This window comes from Leisingera sp. XS_AS12 (assembly GCF_041224635.1).
Classification (GTDB): domain Bacteria; phylum Pseudomonadota; class Alphaproteobacteria; order Rhodobacterales; family Rhodobacteraceae; genus Leisingera.
Window position 1 is genome coordinate 43045 of sequence record NZ_JBGFGM010000104.1, and the last position, 17391, is coordinate 60435.

The 17391-nt window shown below is 65.8% G+C and carries 14 protein-coding genes; 5 read left to right on the plus strand and 9 right to left on the minus strand.

Features of this window, described 5'->3' with window-relative positions:
• Positions 1-74: 74 nt before the first annotated feature.
• Entirely contained in the window at positions 75-947 is an 873-nt protein-coding gene (gene dapA, locus AB9K35_RS13050) for a 4-hydroxy-tetrahydrodipicolinate synthase (protein WP_222454877.1), read from the plus strand.
• A 182-nt stretch (positions 948-1129) separates the two neighbouring features.
• On the opposite strand, the gene AB9K35_RS13055 is transcribed toward dapA, so the two are convergent.
• From AB9K35_RS13055 to AB9K35_RS13085, 7 genes are all read right to left on the minus strand, one after another.
• Entirely contained in the window at positions 1130-2017 is an 888-nt protein-coding gene (locus AB9K35_RS13055; RefSeq protein ID WP_369926664.1) for a dimethyl sulfoxide reductase anchor subunit family protein, read from the minus strand.
• Complete coding sequence (locus AB9K35_RS13060) at positions 2017-2799, minus strand: 4Fe-4S dicluster domain-containing protein (protein WP_369926666.1); 783 nt, start codon at positions 2797-2799, stop codon at positions 2017-2019. The genes AB9K35_RS13055 and AB9K35_RS13060 overlap by 1 nt, the downstream gene beginning before the upstream one ends.
• Entirely contained in the window at positions 2796-5618 is a 2823-nt protein-coding gene (locus AB9K35_RS13065; protein ID WP_369926668.1) for a molybdopterin oxidoreductase family protein, read from the minus strand. Before AB9K35_RS13065 ends, AB9K35_RS13060 begins: the two co-directional genes overlap by 4 nt.
• Before the next feature lie 95 nt (positions 5619-5713).
• Positions 5714-6805: an acetate/propionate family kinase gene (locus AB9K35_RS13070; RefSeq protein WP_369926670.1), complete on the minus strand. Its 1092-nt coding sequence runs from the start codon at positions 6803-6805 to the stop codon at positions 5714-5716.
• An 11-nt stretch (positions 6806-6816) separates the two neighbouring features.
• Positions 6817-7563, minus strand: a complete 747-nt coding sequence (locus tag AB9K35_RS13075) for a TSUP family transporter (protein WP_369926672.1) — start codon at positions 7561-7563, stop codon at positions 6817-6819.
• Between the two features lie 4 nt (positions 7564-7567).
• On the minus strand, positions 7568-9343 hold the full coding sequence (gene xsc, locus AB9K35_RS13080; RefSeq protein ID WP_369926674.1) for a sulfoacetaldehyde acetyltransferase: 1776 nt from the start codon (positions 9341-9343) through the stop codon (positions 7568-7570).
• 169 nt (positions 9344-9512) lie between these two features.
• Entirely contained in the window at positions 9513-10985 is a 1473-nt protein-coding gene (locus AB9K35_RS13085) for a PLP-dependent aminotransferase family protein (protein WP_369926676.1), read from the minus strand.
• Positions 10986-11111: 126 nt separating this feature from the next.
• Between AB9K35_RS13085 and AB9K35_RS13090 the strand changes: the two genes are divergently transcribed.
• Together AB9K35_RS13090 and AB9K35_RS13095 are read left to right on the plus strand one after the other, a co-directional pair.
• Positions 11112-11423, plus strand: coding sequence for a metalloregulator ArsR/SmtB family transcription factor (locus AB9K35_RS13090; protein WP_222454884.1), 312 nt, complete (start codon positions 11112-11114; stop codon positions 11421-11423).
• Entirely contained in the window at positions 11416-12447 is a 1032-nt protein-coding gene (locus AB9K35_RS13095; protein WP_369926678.1) for a permease, read from the plus strand. The genes AB9K35_RS13090 and AB9K35_RS13095 overlap by 8 nt, the downstream gene beginning before the upstream one ends.
• 298 nt (positions 12448-12745) lie before the next feature.
• Here the strand turns inward: AB9K35_RS13095 and AB9K35_RS13100 are convergent, their stop codons facing one another.
• The gene (locus AB9K35_RS13100) at positions 12746-14143 is read right to left on the minus strand and encodes an aspartate aminotransferase family protein (protein WP_369926680.1); all 1398 of its coding nucleotides are present in this window, start codon (positions 14141-14143) and stop codon (positions 12746-12748) included.
• A 259-nt stretch (positions 14144-14402) separates the two neighbouring features.
• Between AB9K35_RS13100 and AB9K35_RS13105 the strand changes: the two genes are divergently transcribed.
• Both AB9K35_RS13105 and AB9K35_RS13110 read left to right on the plus strand, forming a co-directional pair.
• Positions 14403-15185 (plus strand): 3-keto-5-aminohexanoate cleavage protein, encoded by a 783-nt coding sequence (locus AB9K35_RS13105; RefSeq protein ID WP_369926682.1) that lies wholly within the window; start codon positions 14403-14405, stop codon positions 15183-15185.
• The gene (locus AB9K35_RS13110) at positions 15182-16510 is read left to right on the plus strand and encodes an aspartate aminotransferase family protein (protein ID WP_369926684.1); all 1329 of its coding nucleotides are present in this window, start codon (positions 15182-15184) and stop codon (positions 16508-16510) included. Before AB9K35_RS13105 ends, AB9K35_RS13110 begins: the two co-directional genes overlap by 4 nt.
• Positions 16511-16565: 55 nt before the next feature.
• On the opposite strand, the gene AB9K35_RS13115 is transcribed toward AB9K35_RS13110, so the two are convergent.
• Positions 16566-17234 carry a DsbA family oxidoreductase gene (locus AB9K35_RS13115; RefSeq protein WP_369926685.1) on the minus strand — a complete coding sequence of 223 codons (669 nt, stop codon included), beginning with the start codon at positions 17232-17234 and terminating at the stop codon, positions 16566-16568.
• Positions 17235-17391 lie beyond the last annotated feature (157 nt).

Below are 17391 nucleotides of genomic sequence, written 5' to 3' on the forward strand. Positions count from 1 at the left end.
AACTGAAAACCCCGGCATCGCCTGTCTTGACGGCGGCAGATTGCCGCCAGCACCGCAGCAAAGGGAGCGTGCCCATGTTCAAAGGCTCTATGCCAGCACTCGTCACCCCGTTTTCGAACGGCGAGCTGGATCTGGATGCGCTCAAACGCTTGGTCGAGTGGCAAATTGCCGAAGGGTCCAATGCGCTGGTGCCGGTCGGCACCACCGGCGAAAGCCCGACCCTGACCCACGAAGAGCATGAGACCGTGATCGCCGAGGTGGTCAAGGCCGCAGCGGGGCGGGTGCCGGTGATCGCGGGCGCGGGTTCCAACAATACGGTCGAGACGATTCGATTCGTGGAGTTCGCCAAATCGGCCGGCGCAGACGCGGCCCTGGTGGTGACCCCGTATTACAACAAGCCGACCCAGCGTGGCATGGTGCAGCATTTCACCGCCGCCCATGATTGCGCCGAGATCCCGATCATCATCTACAACATCCCCGGACGCTCGGTTGTTGACATGACACCCGCCACCATGGGTGAACTGGCGAAACTGCCTCGGATCATCGGGGTCAAGGATGCCACTGGCGACATCGCCCGCGTCAGCCAGCAGCGTGCCACCTGTGGTGCGGATTTCGTGCAGCTCTCGGGCGAAGATGCCACCGCGCTGGGCTTCAACGCCCATGGCGGCGTCGGCTGCATCTCGGTCACCGCGAATGTTGCGCCCAAGCTGTGTGCCGAATTCCAGGCTGCAACCCTGGCCGGCGACTACGCAAAGGCGCTGGAATACCAGGATCGTCTGATGCCGCTGCATGAGGCAATCTTCATCGAGCCGGGCCTTGCAGGTGCAAAATACGGCCTGTCCAAACTGGGCCTGTGCAGCGAGGAGGTGCGTTCGCCCCTGACCACGCTGGAAGACAGCACCAAAGCGGCGATTGATGCGGCCATGGTGCACGCCGGCCTGCTCTAAGCCACAGCGGATAGAATGACGGAAGGGCGGTCCCGTGATGGGCCGCCCTTTTTCGTGGTTGCCGTTGGCTGTGGCCCGAAGGGACCGCCTTTGTTCTGTCAGCTGCCGGGGGCGCGCTGCGGGTGCCATTGGGACCGGGGCGCGACGGGCGGAATGCTCCGGTTGCGCGCCCCGGAGCGGGATCAGCGTTTGCCGTAGTAAAGCCCGACGACATGTTCCGCCTGGGCAAAGAACAGCCAGCGCGACACCGCGATGCCTGCCATATGCGACAGCACTGCGAGCGCGGCGAGCACATGCTTCAGAACAAAGCCGTGCACCGGCGCGAGGATCATCAGCAACGGCAGTACGAAGCCGAGCGCAAAGGCAATCACCCGCAGCTTCTGCGCATGCTTGCGGCCCACCACATGCACGAATTCGCGCAAGAGGTAATTGCTGCCGGTGTGCGGCGGCTCAAAGGCGCGCACCGTGCCACGGCCGCCCAGCCCGGTGGCGGTGGCCAGATCGGTCCCCGAGGCCGCAAGCGCGCCGTCGCCCTTGGCCCAATAGGCCAGCTGCACCGCACCGGCGAGGGCCAGAAGCCAGGGCGCCAACGTTTCGGCCCCGGCCAGAAGCGCGCCGCCCGCAAGGCTGAACGACAGGAACATCACCGGCGTCAGGGCCGTGTTCCAGCGCGGCACGGTCTTGAGCTGGGTGTAGATCATCGAGGTGGTGAACACGGTGGCAAGGCTGAGCGCCGCGCCAAGCCAGCCCAGCAGCGTCCAATGGCTGTCCAGGAATACCGCCCCCAGCGCATAGAGCCCCATGACAAGCAGGGAGGCCACGGCGCAGATCCCCTCGCGACTGAGCCAGCTGGTCTGCCACTGCGTGAACGCCCGCCACGCGCGCTCGGGTCGGCCCAGGTGGAAGGTCGAGGCGAGGAGCCCGCCCACCGCCAGCGCATAGGCGATGAGGTAGAAGACAAAGGCCACCGTACCGGTGGCGGCGGGCTGGCCAAGGCCGAGAAAGAACAACAGGCCGAAACCGAGACCCGAGAGGGTTGTGAAGAGAATGACGGACGGTGCCGGATGCATCAGGTGGTTCCCCCCGGAAGTTTGTCGAGTGCCTTGTCGAGCCAGCCCATAAAACCGCCCGCGTCCTCCGCGACAGGCTTCAGCAGCGGTGCCAGCGGCGCGGCCTGTGCCTCGATCTGGTCCTTGGGGCGGGGCGGCAGGTACTTGTTCACGGGCTTGGTACCCATCTCGGGCATCAGGTCGATGCCGCCGCGTTCCGCGACCAGTTTGGAGACGTCGCTGTCAGGATCGCCGAGGTCGCCGAAATGGCGCGCGCCTGCCGGACAGGTGCGCACGCAGGACGGGATGCGGTCCTCCTCGGGCAGGTTTTCGTTGTAGATGCGGTCAACGCAGAGGGTGCATTTCTTCATCACGCCCGCCGCCAGATCCAGCTCGCGCGCGCCATAGGGGCAGGCCCAGGCACAGAGACCGCAGCCGATGCAGTGGTCCTCGTTCACCAGCACGATGCCGTCCTCGGTGCGCTTGTAGCTGGCGCCGGTGGGGCAGACGGTCACGCAGGGGGCGTCCTCGCAATGCAGGCAGGATTTCGGGAAGTGGATCAGCTGCGCCGCCGGGTCCGGCTGGCTTTCACAAGGGGCTGGCTGCACCTCGTAGGAATGCACGCGGTTGAGGAAGGTGCCGGAAGGGTCCGCGCCGTAGGGATCCTGGTCCGACAGCGGCGCGCCGTAGTTCTCGGTGTTCCAGCCCTTGCAGGAAATCACGCAGGCGTGGCAGCCGACGCAGGTGTCGAGGTCGATGACCAGGCCCATCTTGCGGTCCGTGGAGTTGGGAAGTTCCGTCATTTGCCCACCTTCCATTTCAGTTCCTTCGGGCCGGTGCCAACCGGCGATTCCTGCGCTGCAAAGGCGGGTTTGCTCTCCTGCGGGTCGTCCGGCGGCGTGGTCTTTTCGATCCTGACCTTCAGGTCGAACCACGCTGCCTGACCGGTGATCGGGTCCGAGTTGGCCCATCGCAGCCCGTCGCCCTTGGGCGGCAGCAATTCGTGGATCAGATGGTTCAGCAGGAACCCCTTGGTGGCCTCCGGCGCGTCCGGCTCCAGCGCCCAGGCGCCCTTGCGCTTGCCGATGGCGTTCCAGGTCCAGACGGTGTTTTCATTCAGCGCCGCCATTTCCATCACCGGTACGGTGATTTCCCCATGCGGCGAGGAAACCCGCGCCCAGTCGCCGTCCTTCAGCCCATGCTCGCGCATCAGTTTGGTCGGCACATACAGAGGGTTGCGCCCGTGCAGCTGGCGCAGCCACGCGTTCTGGGTGCCCCAGGAGTGGTACGTGGCCATCGGTCGCTGGGTCAGAGCGTTGACTGTGAAGCCCTCGTTGCCCTGCTGATCGGTCTCGTACCAGATCGGCAGCGGATCCATCGTGTGCCTGATGCGCTGGCGCAGATGTTCGGGCGGCTGGCGTTCGCCATGGCCTTCGGCGGCCAGCTGGAACTTGCGCATCGGTTCCACGTAGAGCTGGAACAGGTAGGGCTGGGGGCTGTCATAGATCCCCATGCCCACGGCCCAGTCCTGGTAGGCGGTGTTCCAGGGCTTGTAGTAATCCGCGCCTTCGGGGATGTGCGCGACGTAGAAACCGCCGTTTTCGATGTAGCGGTTCAGCTGATCCGGGTTCACCTCGCCGCGGCCTTCCTGGGTGCCGTCCCTGCCGCGGAAACCGGCGAGCGGGCCGATGCCCGGCTTGCGCTCGTGGTTGACGATATAGTCGGCGTAGTCCTTCCACTTGGGGGTGCCGTCGGCATTGGTGAAGCCCGGCAGGCTCATCCGGTTGGCGAGCTCGATCAGCACCGACTGGAAGCCGCGCACGTCGCGGTCGGGTTCGATCACCGGCCAGCGGATCGCATCCGCCGCCGCGTCTGCTTCGCAGATCGGGCGGTCGAGCAGGCTGATGCAGTCGTGGCGCTCCAGGTAGGTGGTGTCGGGCAGCACCAGATCGGCATAGGCCACCATCTCCGAGGAGTAGGCGTCGGAATAGATGATCCGCGGGATCATGTAGCCGCCGTCGTCGTTGCGGGCCGACAGCATCTCCATCACGCCCTTGGTGTTCATGGAGGAGTTCCACGACATGTTGGCCATATACATGAACAGCGTGTCGATCTTGTAGGGATCGCCCGCATAAGCGTTGGAGATCACCATATGCATCAGCCCATGCGCCGACATCGGGTTTTCCCAGGTGAAGGCCTTGTCGATGCGCTGGGCGGTGCCGTCCTCGTCCAGCAGCAGGTCTTCGGGACCACGCGGGAACCCCAGATGCGGCCCCTCCAGAGGGCGGCCCGGGCGGCGGTCGCCGTGCGGGGTGGGGTGGGCCTCAATCGGTTTGGGGTAGGGCGGCTTGAAGCGGAAGCCGCCGGGGACCTCGACGGTGCCCAGAAGGATCTGCAGCACATGCAGCGCGCGGCAGGTCTGAAAGCCGTTGGCATGGGCCGAAACGCCGCGCATCGCGTGCATCGACACCGGTCGGCCGGTCATCTTGCTGTGCTTTTCGCCGCGGAAGTCGGTCCATTCGACGTCCAGTTCAAACGCCTCGTCAAAGGCGACGCGGGCCAGTTCCGCTGCGATGGCGCGGATGCGGCTGGCCGGGATGCCGCATTTGTCCGCCACCGCCTCGGGCGCATAGTCCGCGCTGAGGTAGCGCTCGGCCATCTGGTGGAACACCGGGCGGTGGGTGACGCCGTCCTTGTCGAAAGTCGCGGTCAGGTCCGGGCGCACGCCGGGCTGGTCAAACGGGGTGGGCTGGCCGGTGTTGCGGTCGATCACCAGCATCTTGCCGTTCTCGTCGCGCAGAAACAGCCCCTTCTGCGGGCCGTCAGAACCGTTCACCAGCACCGGCGCGTTGGTGTAGCGGCTGAGGTAGTCGAGATCGATCTTGCCGGCCTTCATCAGCACGTGGATCAGCGACAGGATGAACAGCCCGTCGGTGCCGGGCGTGATGCCGACCCAGTCATCCGCCACCGCGTTGTAGCCGGTGCGGATCGGGTTCACCCCGATCACCCGCGCGCCGCGCTTCTTGATCTTGCCGATACCCATCTTGATCGGATTGGAGTCATGATCCTCGGCCACGCCGAACAGCATGAACAGCTTGGTATGCTCCCAGTCGGGCTGGCCGAATTCCCAGAAGGCGCCGCCCATGGTGTAGATCCCGGCCGTCGCCATGTTGACCGAGCAGAAGCCGCCGTGCGCGGCGTAGTTGGGGGTGCCGAAGTTCTGTGCCCAGAAGCTGGTGAAGCTCTGGCTCTGGTCGCGGCCGGTGAAGAACGCCAGTTTCTGCGGCGCGGTCTCGTGCAGCTCGTTCAGCCAGCCCACCGCGGTGCTGATCGCCTCGTCCCAGGAAATCTCGCGGAACTTGCCCGAGCCGCGCGGCCCCACCCGTTTCAGCGGCGCGCGCAGCCGCGAGGGCGCGTTGACCTGCATGATCCCGGCCGAGCCCTTGGCGCAGAGCACGCCCTTGTTCACCGGGTGGTCGCGGTTGCCCTCGATATAGGCGACCTTGCCGTCCTTCATGTGCACGTTGATGCCGCAGCGGCAGGCGCACATGTAGCAGGTGGTCCGCCGGATTTCGTCGGAAACCTTGGGCGAGGTGTCGAGGGTCGGCTGATGATGGGTCATTGGCACCTCTGGGTTTTGCGGGCGGATTGTCTTGCGGAGGGAGCTTCTGTCAGAATGTTGTTCTCAGAAGTGGCGGAGTTTCAAAAGATAATTTTTCACAGGGTGGCCAGAATGTCGCGCGTATGCAGGGCAATCTGACGTTCTTCCTGGGCTGGGATCACATGGGTGTTCTCCGGCCCCAACCCGGCCCAGGCCAGCTGCCGGACGACGCGTTCCCTGATGTCGGGCGCGTTTTCCCCGATGCCGCCGGTAAAGGCGATGGCGTCCGCGCCCTGCATGGCCGCCAGCATCGACCCTGCATGGCGGACGATCCAGTAGCAGAAATGGTCCACGGCAAATCGGGCGGGGGGAGTACCGGCCTGTTGAATGGCGCGCATGTCATGGCTGTGGCCGGACAGGCCCAGAAGGCCGGAGCGGTGCACGAGATCGGCACGGGTGGCGCTGATGCCGTGGCGCTCGGCCCGGTCCAGTACCGCGCTGGCGTCGATCGAGCCTGACCGGGTGCCCATCGTCAGCCCTTCCAGCGGGGAATACCCCATGGTGGTGGCGACGCTTTGGCCGTCCAGAATGGCACAGAGGCTGGCACCGTTCCCGAGGTGGCAGGCCAGCAGCCGACGGGGCAGGGGGGCGCCGCTGTCGCGCAGGCTGCGCACCAGTGCCGCATAGCTCAGCCCGTGAAAGCCGTAGCGGCGGATGCCCTCGGCGTGCCAGTCCTGCGGCACCGCATAGCGCTGGGCAACCTCGGGGCAGGTGGCGTGAAAGGCGGTGTCGAAACAGGCGATCTGCGGCATGCCGGGCATCAGCTGCATCAGGCTGCGGATGGCGGTGGCGTTATGCGGGTTGTGCAGTGGCGCAAGGTGGCTGCAGGCGTCGATCTGTGCCAGCACGTCGGCAGTGACCGCCAGTGGCTGCGTCAGCGTCGCGCCGCCATGGACAACCCGGTGGCCTGCGGCGGCAAAGCTGTCGGGGCCATGCCCCTGCGCCGCCAGCCCCTTCAGCAGCAGCTGAAAGGCGGCGGCGTGGTCCGGCACGGCGGGTGCGGATTTCTGCGCCCCGATCTGCAACTCCCCTGCGGCGGAGCTGCCGATTCCGGCGGCTTGCGCGGTCAGCAGCGGCTCCAGCGTGGCGGAGAAGACCGCCAGCTTGATCGAGGAGGAGCCTGCGTTGATGACGAGGATGTTCTGCATGGGCGTCTCCTTCAGGCGGCCAGCCGGGCGATGTTGAACAGCGCCAGCAGGGTCAGCAGCAGCACCACCGCGCGGCGGAAGTGCACTTGGGAGACGGCGGCAAACCCGCGCGAGCCTGCCCAGATGCCAAGCGCCAGTACCGGGAAGGCCAGCAGGATGCCGGTCAGCGTCTGCGGCCCGACCAGACCGTTGGCCGCCATCACCGGCAGTGCCATCAGGTCGATACCGGTCAGGAACACGATCATCGTGGCGCGGAACACCGCCGGAGACACCGGCTGCGCCGTGAGGAAGGCCGCCACCGGCAGCCCGCCGACGCCTGCGCTGTTGGCGATGCCCGCCAATGCGCCAACGCCCAGGTTGCCGTTGCGCCCCACGGGCCGCGCCAGCTGCCAGCCACTGAGCAGAACCAGGCTCAGCCCGAGGATCAGGCAGGAGATCGCGAGCCGTGCCTCATCCTCGCCCAGCCGGGCCATGAGGGAGATTGCCGGGACGGTGGCCACGGCGGCACCGCCCAGCAGCGCAAGGGCGCGGCGCCAGTCCACATGCGGGCGGATGTCGCGGGCCTGAAAGGCGGTCATGGCAATCTCGCAGGAAAACACAACCGGGATCAGCGGCAACGGATTGGTGATGAGGGCCGCCAGAATGATGAAGATCGCGGAAAAGCCAAAACCGGAAAACCCGCGGATTATGGCCGCCGCAAACAGTGCGGCGGCCAGATAGAGCCCCTGGCCCGAAGACAGGTCAAAGGGCAGGGTCACGGCGTCAGACCTGCTGCTCGCGCATGTCGGCCTTGTCGATGCCCGCCACGCGGACCGGCTTCTTCATGGCGTCGCGGCGGAACGGCTCACCCAGCTCCTGGTTGATCATCGCCTCGATCAGGGTGGTGGTGCCGTTCTTCTGGTCTTCGATCGCCTGCGCCAGTGCCGAGGTCAGCTCGTCCATGGTGCGGGCGACCACGCCCTTCAGACCGCAGGCCTTGGCGATACCGGCATAGGACACCTGGGTGTCCAGCTCGGTGCCGACGAAGTTGTCGTCGAACCACAGGGTCGAGTTGCGCTTTTCCGCGCCCCACTGGTAGTTGCGGAACACCACCTGGGTGACGGCGGGCCATTCGCTGCGGCCGATGGCGGTCAGTTCGGTGACCGCAATCCCGAAGGCACCGTCGCCGGAGAAGCCGACCACGGGTGTGTCGGGGTTGCCGATCTTGGCGCCGACGATGGCCGGCAGACCATAGCCGCAGGGGCCGAACAGGCCGGGGGCGAGGTATTTGCGGCCCGCCTCGAACGACGGGTAGGCGTTGCCGATGGCACAGTTGTTGCCGATGTCCGAGGAGATGATCGCCTCTTTCGGCAGCGCCGCCTGAATCGCGCGCCAGGCCATGCGGGGGCTCATCCAGTCCGGCTTGTCGGCGCGGGCGCGCTCGTTCCAGGTGGTGCCGGGATCGTCGTCCTCGTGGGTCATTTCCGTCAGCTGCTGCGCCCAGCGGGACTTGGTCTCGGCGATGCGGTTCTTGCGTTCGGCGCGGCCTTCGTCACCTGCGGTGTCGCTAAGCTGGCCAAGAATGCCCTGCGCCACCTTGGCGGCGTCGCCGATGATGCCGACGGAAACTTTCTTGGTCAGGCCGATGCGATCGGGGTTGATGTCGACCTGGATGATCTTGGCCTCTGTCGGCCAGTATTCCATGCCATAGCCCGGCAGGGTCGAGAACGGGTTCAACCGGGTGCCGAGGCACAGCACGACATCGGCGTCCTTGATCAGCTCCATCGCGGCCTTGGACCCGTTGTAGCCCAAGGGACCGGCAAACAACGGATGCGAGCCGGGGAAGGCATCGTTGTGCTGGTAGCCGACACAGACCGGCGCATCCAGACGCTCGGCCAGTTCCCTGGACGCCTCGATGCCGCCCTTGGACAGCACCACGCCGGCACCGTTCAGGATTACCGGGCTCTTGGCGCCCGACAGCAGCTTGGCGGCTTCGGCCACGGCGGACTCACCGCCCGCGGGGCGCTCGAATTCGACGATTGCGGGCAGTTCGATGTCGATGACCTGGGTCCACATGTCGCGCGGGATGTTCAGCTGGGCGGGGGCCGATGCGCGCTTGGCGTTCATGATGACGCGGTTCAGAACCTCGGCCACGCGGGAGGGATCGCGGACCTCTTCCTGATAGGCGACGCAGTCGGCGAACAGGCGCATCTGCTCCATCTCCTGGAAGCCGCCCTGGCCGATGGTCTTGTTGGCCGCCTGCGGCGTGACCAGCAGCAGCGGCGTGTGGTTCCAGTAGGCGGTCTTCACGGCGGTGACGAAGTTGGTGATGCCGGGGCCGTTCTGGGCGATCATCATCGACATCTTGCCGGTGGCGCGGGTGTAGCCATCGGCCATCATGCCGCCGGAGCCTTCGTGGGCGCAGTCCCAGAAGGTGATGCCCGCAGCGGGGAAGATGTCGGAAATCGGCATCATTGCCGAGCCGATGATGCCAAAAGCGTGCTGGATGCCATGCATTTGCAGCGTTTTGACAAAGGCCTCTTCGGTGGTCATTTTCATGGCGGGTTCTCCTGAGTGAGACGCGGAATGCGCCCGGGCCTTGGGCCGGGAATTGACTCTGGTTTAGGCGCGCACTCAGGGGTGGGTTAGGGCCAGTTGTCTCGGCGCAGTAGGTCCAGATGTCGGCGCGGGGCCATCGTGGCGGAGGCCGCGATCCGGAGGCGCCGGATTACCCCTGTTTCTGGGCCTGCTCCAACGCCTCGGCCAGCAGCGCCAGCCCCGGTTCGATACGCCCCGCCGCGATCGAGGAATATCCCAGCCGGTAGAAGTTCTGCTGCCGGTTCTCGGCAGCAAAGAAGGGCGCGCCGGGTTCGATCAGCACGCTTTGCGCCTTCAATTGCTCCGCGACGGCCAGGGTGTCCACGTTCTGCGGTGCCTGCATCCACAGGGCGGAACCGCCAAAGCCACCGACCCCGGCGATGGTCAGCCCGTGGGCGGCGATTGCTGCTTCGATCACCGCGCGGCGGTCGTGCAGCACCTTGGCGGTGCGGCGGATCTGGGCATCGTAATGCCCCAGCGACAGGAAATAGGCGACCGTGCGCTGCACGTGGCCGGGCGGGTGGCGCAGCACGCTGGCCCGCAGGGCGCGTGCCTGGCGAATAAAAGGTTCGGAGCCGACCAGATAGCCCAGCCGCAGCCCCGGAAACAGTGATTTGGAGAAGCTGCCGACGTAGATCACCCGGCCTTCGCTATCCAGCGATTTCAACGACGGCGAGGGTGCGCCGAGAAAGGACATCTCGAATTCATAGTCGTCTTCGACGATCACCGCGTCGATGTCGCTGGCGCGTTGCAGCAGCGCCTTGCGCCGCGCCATTGGCATGGTGAAGGTGGTCGGGCTCTGATGGCTGGGGGTGCAGAAGATCACATCGGTTTCGTGGCTGATGCGGTCCGGCGGCAGCCCGGCCTCGTCCACGGGGATGCACTCCATCTGGCAGCGGGTCTGCATGATCTGGTCGCGCAAGGTGTAATAGGCGGGATCTTCCACCGCTGCCCGCCGCCCGCGGTTCAGAAGCAGCTGGGTGGTGATCCACAGCGCGTTCTGTGCCCCCAGCGTGATCAGGATTTCCTCGGGCCGGGCGGTGATGCCGCGCCGGGGCAGAGTGTGGCGGGCGATGTATTCGATCAGCAGCGGGTCGTCCTGATCGAAGTAGTCATTGGCCAGCGCGGAAAAATCTTTCTGCCCCAGCGCCCGCAGCGCACAGAGCCGCCAGTTCGCGTGGTCGAACAGCGCCGCATCCGCCTGGCCGTAGATGAACGGGTAGCGGTAGCTGCGCCAGTCCTGCGGCTTGCGCGGCGTGTCGCCGCCGGTAAAGTTGCGCGCCAGAACCTTGCCCCAGTCCATCGCGTCGCCGGATTTCTGCTGCGGCGTATAGGAGGGCGGCACCGGCGCGTTCTCCGACACGAAGTATCCCGACCGCCCGCGCGAGGTCAGGTAGTCGTTGGCCAGCAGCTCGGTATAGGCCAGCGTCACGGTGATCCGGCTGATGCCCAGATGCGCCGCCAGCTTGCGCGACGACGGCAGCTTTTCCCCGACCCGAAACCGGCCCGAGAGGATGCCCTCGGCGATCATCTCCTGGATCTGCGCCTGCAGCGTTCCATGCGCGTCCGGGTTGAGAAAGAAGGTGTCGACGGAAATAGCCATGCGGGCACGTTAGGCTGGACTTAACCCCGGCGCAATCTGGACTTAGCTGAAATTTTCGCCTCCGGGCTTGATCGAGTTCAACATATCCATAAAACTAGTTTTATCGAATCAAGTGGAGTGGACATCATGCAGTGGGAAGAAGCTGCGCAGGGATTTGCGGCGATGGGCTCGGAGGCGCGGCTGCAAGTGCTGCGCTGCCTGATCCGCGCGGGCGAAGCCGGGCTGACGGTGGGCGAGATCCAGGAACGCACCGGGATCGCGCCCTCGACGCTGGCGCATCATCTGAAATTTCTGGCAGGTGCCGGGGTGGTCACGCAGCAGCGCCAGGGGCGGGCCACCATCAACCGCGCCGATTTCACCCGGCTGGAGGCGCTGGCGGGGTTCATCCTCAGCGAATGCTGCGCCGACGCGGGCGCAAAGGCGGCAAACGATGGCTGAGCTGACACAGAACCCGCGGCCTGCCAAGCTGCTGGCGGCCTGGTTGAAAACACCCTGGGCGCTGGCGGCGGCGCTGCTGGCGGCGGTGGCGCTGCTGGACCCCGGCAATTTTGGCCCGGTGGTGGAATTTGCCGCAACGGCGCTGGTCAGCACGGTGCGCTATATCCTGTTTGCGGTGCTGCTTTTGGCCTATCTCAAGGCAACCGGGGCGGAGGTGATGGTAGCGCGCGCCTTTCGGGGGCGCGAGACGCGGATGATCGTGCTGGCCGCCCTGTTTGGCGGGCTGGCGCCGTTTTGCTCCTGCGAGGTGATCCCGTTTATCGCCGGGCTGCTGGCGCTGGGGGCACCGTTGTCGGCAGTGATGGCGTTCTGGCTGTCCTCGCCGCTGATCGACCCGCCGACGCTGCTGATCACCGCGGGCGCGCTGGGGTGGCCCTTTGCCATCGGCAAGGCCGTGGCAGCGGTGGCGCTGGGGCTCTTGGGCGGCTTTGCCGTCAAGCTGTTACAGCGGCACGGCGTCTTTGCCAGCCCGCTGCGTCAGGCGCCCGCCAGCAGCTGCTGCGGCTGCGGTGCGCCGAAGCTCGACGGCCAGCCCCACTGGAGGTTCTGGCAGGAGGCCGGACGCCGGGCGGTGTTTCGCCGTGAGTTCGGCTCTAACGGGTTATTCCTGCTGAAATGGCTGACGCTGGCCTATGTGCTGGAGGCGCTGCTGGTCCACTACGTGCCTGCCGAGCTGATTGCCGGGCTGGTGGGCGGCGAGGGCGTGTTGCCGATTGCCGTCGCTGCCCTGGTCGGGATGCCGGCCTATCTGAACTCCTATGTTGCGCCACCCCTGCTGGCGGGGCTGATGGAGCAGGGGATGAGCGCAGGCGCCGCCATGGCCTTCATGGTGGCGGGGGCGGTCAGCTCGATCCCGGCGATGGCGGCGGTCTGGTCGCTGGTCAAGGCGCGGGTGTTCGTGACCTATCTGGGGCTGGGTGTCAGCGGTGCGGTGCTGTCGGGCATCCTGTTCCAGCTGGTCTGACCCGCCGCGAAGGGGCGGCTCCCGCCCGGTGCCGGGACAATTGAAAATTGCCCCGCACCCGTTGGGCCTGGCGCCGCGCTGACGCGCGGCGCTGAAAGTTTTCGCTGAGAAGGCCCTGAGGGGCAGGTCTGCCCCGCAGGGCCCGCGCCGATTTTGGGGTGAAGGATGCGCGTCAAGGACAAGCCGCCTGGCGGCGGGGCCTTGCGGCCTACTTGACCCGCGGGGACCTGCGGCCGCATGAAAAAAAACGCCCCGGAGCGGTCCGGGGCGCAGGTTGGTCGTCCGACAGGGAGGAGTGTCAGCCGAATACCTTGGTCAGGGCGTTGTCCACCGCGGCGCAGATCTGGTCGATGTCGTCCGCGGTTGCGATCAGTGCGGGGCTGAAACACAAGGTGTTGTTCTTGCCCGGAACCGAGCGGTTGGTGACGCCGATGATGACGCCTTGCGCGCCGCATTCAGCCACCACCTGCTGGGCCAGCTTCTCGTCCACCGGTTCCTTGGTTTCGCGGTCCTGCACCAGTTCGGCACCGAGGAACAGACCCTTGCCGCGCACGTCACCGATCACCTGGTGCTTGTCCATCAGGGCGCGCAGGTTGGCCTTCATCCGCTCGCCCATGGCGGTGCAGTTCTCCAGCAGGTTTTCCTCCTCGATGATGCGCATGTTTTCCAGCGCTGCGGCGGGGCCGGCGGTGCAGCCACCGAAGGTGGAAATGTCGCGGAAATAGTTCAGCGGATCACCGGCGTCGTCCTTGAACATCTCAAAGACTTCTTCGGTGGTGACCATGCAGGCAATCGCCGCATAACCCGAGGCCACGCCCTTGGCCATAGTCACGAAATCGGGCTGGATGCCGTACTGCTGGTAGCCGAACCAGGTGCCGGTGCGGCCGACGCCGCAGACGACCTCGTCGATGTGCAGCAGGATATCGTATTTCTTGCAGATTTCCTGTACGCGCTCCCAGTAGCCTTCGGGCGCCTCGATCACCCCGCCGCCTGCGGTCACGGGCTCCAGGCACAGCGCGCCTACGGTTTCGGGGCCTTCGCGCAGGATCACCTCTTCGATGGCGTCCGCCGCGGCGCGGCCGAAGTCGGCACCGGACAGATGCTCGAGGCCCAGCTCATGCTTGCGGTACTCCATGCAATGGGGCACGCGGACGAAGTCCGGCGCGAAGGGGCCGTATTGCGCGTTGCGCTCATCCTGGCCGCCTGCCGACATCGCGGCGAGGGTGGAGCCATGGTAGTCGCGGTCGCGGTAGAGGATCTTGGTCTTCTTGCCGCCGTATTTCTTGTGCGCGATCTGGCGCACCATCTTGAAGGCCTTCTCGTTCGCCTCCGAGCCGGAGTTGGTGTAGTAGACGCGGCTCATGCCCGGCATCTTCTCGATCAGCTTCTCGGCAAACAGCGCGCCGGGGATCGAGCCTGCGGAATTTGCGAAGTAGCAGAGTTTCATCAGCTGGTCGTAGACCGCCTTGCAGACGCTTTCGCGGCCGTAGCCGACGTTCACGGTCCACACGCCGCCGGACACCGCATCCAGGAACTCCTTGCCGTTCTGGTCCCAGACCCGCATGCCCTTGCCCTCGACAATGATGCGGGGGTCGGCGGTCTCCAGTGCCTTGTGCTGGAACAGGTGGTGCCAGATGTGGGCCTTGTCGGCTTCCACCACGCGGGAGAGATCGTTTTCGTTGAACGTGCCGTCCATGACATGTCCTTTCGGCGTTGAAGGTGAAACGGGCCGCCGGTTGGGCAGTCCTCTTACCTTAACACAAACGTCAGAATCGCAGCTTTCGTTAGGTCCAGTGCTTGCGGTTGTTTAGGTCCAGCGACGGGTGCCGAGGCGCTGGCAGCGAAAGAACATATGTTCTGAATTCGCCATCTTGAGATCGCACGTGCTGTCTGGCCAGTCTGCACCCGATCCCGCGCGGCGTGCGCGCAGGGGGAAACAGGCGTGGAGAACGGATGTGGCGAACTTTGAATTGATGGTGGCTCTGAACGGCGCGCGGCGGCAACGGCGCGATCACCCCCGCCTGCCGGTGACGGCCGCGCAGCTGGCCGAGGCCGCGGCGGCCTGCCAGGCGGCGGGTGCGCAGGCCGTGCATTTGCACGTTCGCGACGACCAGGGGGCACATTCACTGGATGCCGGGCGCTATCGGGAAGCGATGGCTGCAGTGGCCGAAGCTGCGCCGGGCATGGCCATCCAGATCACCACGGAAAGTGCGGGAATATACGATGTGGCCGATCAGCTGGCCTGCCTTGAGGCACTGCGACCGGGGGCGGCGTCAATCTCGGTGCGGGAAATGGCGCGGGAGCCGCGGCTGGCGGCCCGGACCTATGCGCTGTGCGCCGAGGCAGGCACGCGGGTGCAGCATATCCTGTATGGTGCCGACTGCATTGACCGGTTGCGGGCCTGGTATCGGGAGGGTCTCGTTCCGGGCACGATGCGGGACGCGATCTTTGTGCTGGGCAGCTATCGGCCTGCGATGCCGGGACAGCCCGAGGGGCTGGCGACGTTTCTGAACGCCGCGTCGGATCTGCAATTGACCTGGTCGGCCTGCGCCTTTGGTCGTCATGAGCAGGCGTGTTTGCTGGCCGCCGTTTCGGCAGGCGGGGATGCGCGAATCGGATTTGAGAATAACATCGAAACACCCGATGGCGGTCTGCTGGCGGACAACGCCGCGTCAGTTGCCGCATTTGTTCAGGCCGCAAGGGCCGAGGGCCACACACTCAAGGAGTGCCGATCATGAGCTATGTCTTTCCACGCCATACCAAGGCCGACCTGCCCACTGCCGTTGCCGGGGAGGGGTGCTACCTGATTGATGCGGCGGGCAAACGCTACTTTGATGGCTCCGGCGGGGCGGCGGTGTCCTGCCTTGGCCATTCGGATGCCGATGTCATCCGCGCCGTGCAGGAACAGGTCGGCAAGCTGGCCTTCGCGCATACCGGCTTCATGACCTCGGGGCCGGCCGAGGCGCTGGCGGATCTGCTGGTTTCCCATGCGCCGGGGGAACTGGATCGGGTCTATTTCGTCTCTGGCGGGTCGGAGGCGACGGAGGCCGCGATCAAGCTGGCGCGGCAGTACCATCTGGAGCGGGGCGAGCCGCAGCGCCGCCACCTGATCGCGCGGCGGCAGAGCTATCACGGCAACACGCTGGGTGCGCTGGCCGCGGGCGGCAACGAATGGCGGCGGCAGCAGTTCGACCCGCTGCTGATCGGCGTCTCCCATATTGCGCCCTGCTACGAATATGTTGACCGCGCGGAGGGGGAGAGCAGCTACGACTACGGCCAGCGGGCAGCGGATGAGCTGGAGACCGAGATCCTGCGTCTTGGCCCGGAAACGGTGATGGCCTTCATGGCGGAACCCGTGGTGGGGGCCACGTCCGGTGCGGTGCCGGCCGTTGCGGGGTATTTCAAACGCATCCGTGAGATCTGCGACAAGTACGGCGTGCTGCTGATTCTGGACGAGGTGATGTGCGGCATGGGGCGCACCGGGCACCTGTTCGCCTGCGAGGCAGACGGCGTCGCGCCGGATATCCTATGCATCGCCAAGGGGCTGGGCGCGGGCTATCAGCCGATCGGTGCGATGCTTTGCACCAAGGCGATCTATCAGGCGATCGAGCAGGGCTCGGGTTTCTTCCAGCACGGCCATACCTATATCGGACACCCGGTGGCCACGGCGGCGGGGCTGGCGGTGGTCAGCGCCTTGCTGGAGCGCGGTCTGGTGCAGCGCAGCGCCGACATGGGCGACACGCTGCAAGCGGCGCTGGTGGAGCGGTTCGGAGCGCATCCGCATGTGGGCGACATCCGCGGCCGCGGCCTGTTCCGCGGGGTGGAGCTGGTCGAAGACCGGGAAACCAAGGCTCCGTTTGATCCGTCGTTGGGGCTGGCCGCGAAAATCAAGAAGGCGGCGTTTCAGGCCGGGCTGATCTGTTACCCGATGTCCGGCACCCGCGACGGCCGCAACGGCGACCACATCCTGCTGGCACCGCCCTTCATCATCACCGAGGAGCAGATCACAGAGGTGGTGGACAAGCTGGAAACGGCAATCACCGAGAGCCTGCCGAAAGGCTAGCCCTCACGAAGGTGACACACTGTCCGTCCCACCGGTCGCGGGGCGGGCAGCGGTCTCAGCTGAATCTGGGGGCGGCAGCGCCCAGCTGTTCCAGAATGCTGGCGTAGGTCTCGACGCCCTGTGCGCCGGTCACCAGGTGGCGGCGGTCGAACACCATTGCGGGCACGCCACTGATGCCCTGCTGCACCCAGAACGCCTCGCGCTGGCGCACGCTGTCTGCGTGTGCGCCGCTGTCCAGCGCCGCACGTGCATCGGCTGCGTCAAGGCCGAGGCCCTCGGCGGTCTGCACCAGAACCTGAGGATCCGAGACGTCCTTGCCATCGGTGAAATAGGCCTTCAGAAGCGCCTGTTTCATCTCGTGGCCCTTGCCTTGGGTTTCGGCCCATTCGATCAGCTGGTGGGCCTGGAAGGTGTTGTAGATCTGCATGTCGTCGCCAAAACGGAAGTCGAACCCCAGCGCTGTGCCAAGTTCGGTCAGCTGGCTGCGGATCTGCGCCGACTGTTCGGCCGTACTGCCGTATTTTGCCGCCAGATGCTCGCGCAGGTTTTCGCCCTCGGGTGCCATGTCGGGGTTCAGCTCGAACGGCTGCCAGTGAATATCAAGCACAGCTCCGCTGCGGCGGGCCGCCATGGCCAGCTGGCCGTAACCGACGGCGCACCAGGGGCAGACCACATCGGAGATGATATCAACGCGCAACGGGCGCAGGTTGGCTGTGTCGGTCATAAGGGCTCCCCGGTTGGCGCAGTGGCTGGCTGACTTGACATGGGGGTTCGGCGTGCTCGGCGCAAGCGCCTTGGCCCGAGGCACCTGCTAGGAGCGATGGAGGAGCGCTTTGTTGCGTTGGGTGTCATTAATTTGATCAAATCTTGCCAGAGCATGT

Excerpts from the sequence above, each read along its gene's own strand:
- dapA (WP_222454877.1), top strand. The coding sequence starts at position 75 with ATGTTCAAAGGCTCTATGCCAGCACTCGTCACCCCGTTTTCGAACGGC.
- AB9K35_RS13055 (WP_369926664.1), bottom strand. The coding sequence starts at position 2,017 with ATGCATCCGGCACCGTCCGTCATTCTCTTCACAACCCTCTCGGGTCTC.
- AB9K35_RS13060 (WP_369926666.1), bottom strand. The coding sequence starts at position 2,799 with ATGACGGAACTTCCCAACTCCACGGACCGCAAGATGGGCCTGGTCATC.
- AB9K35_RS13065 (WP_369926668.1), bottom strand. The coding sequence starts at position 5,618 with ATGACCCATCATCAGCCGACCCTCGACACCTCGCCCAAGGTTTCCGAC.
- AB9K35_RS13070 (WP_369926670.1), bottom strand. The coding sequence starts at position 6,805 with ATGCAGAACATCCTCGTCATCAACGCAGGCTCCTCCTCGATCAAGCTG.
- xsc (WP_369926674.1), bottom strand. The coding sequence starts at position 9,343 with ATGAAAATGACCACCGAAGAGGCCTTTGTCAAAACGCTGCAAATGCAT.
- AB9K35_RS13085 (WP_369926676.1), bottom strand. The coding sequence starts at position 10,985 with ATGGCTATTTCCGTCGACACCTTCTTTCTCAACCCGGACGCGCATGGA.
- AB9K35_RS13090 (WP_222454884.1), top strand. The coding sequence starts at position 11,112 with ATGCAGTGGGAAGAAGCTGCGCAGGGATTTGCGGCGATGGGCTCGGAG.
- AB9K35_RS13095 (WP_369926678.1), top strand. The coding sequence starts at position 11,416 with ATGGCTGAGCTGACACAGAACCCGCGGCCTGCCAAGCTGCTGGCGGCC.
- AB9K35_RS13100 (WP_369926680.1), bottom strand. The coding sequence starts at position 14,143 with ATGGACGGCACGTTCAACGAAAACGATCTCTCCCGCGTGGTGGAAGCC.
- AB9K35_RS13110 (WP_369926684.1), top strand. The coding sequence starts at position 15,182 with ATGAGCTATGTCTTTCCACGCCATACCAAGGCCGACCTGCCCACTGCC.
- AB9K35_RS13115 (WP_369926685.1), bottom strand. The coding sequence starts at position 17,234 with ATGACCGACACAGCCAACCTGCGCCCGTTGCGCGTTGATATCATCTCC.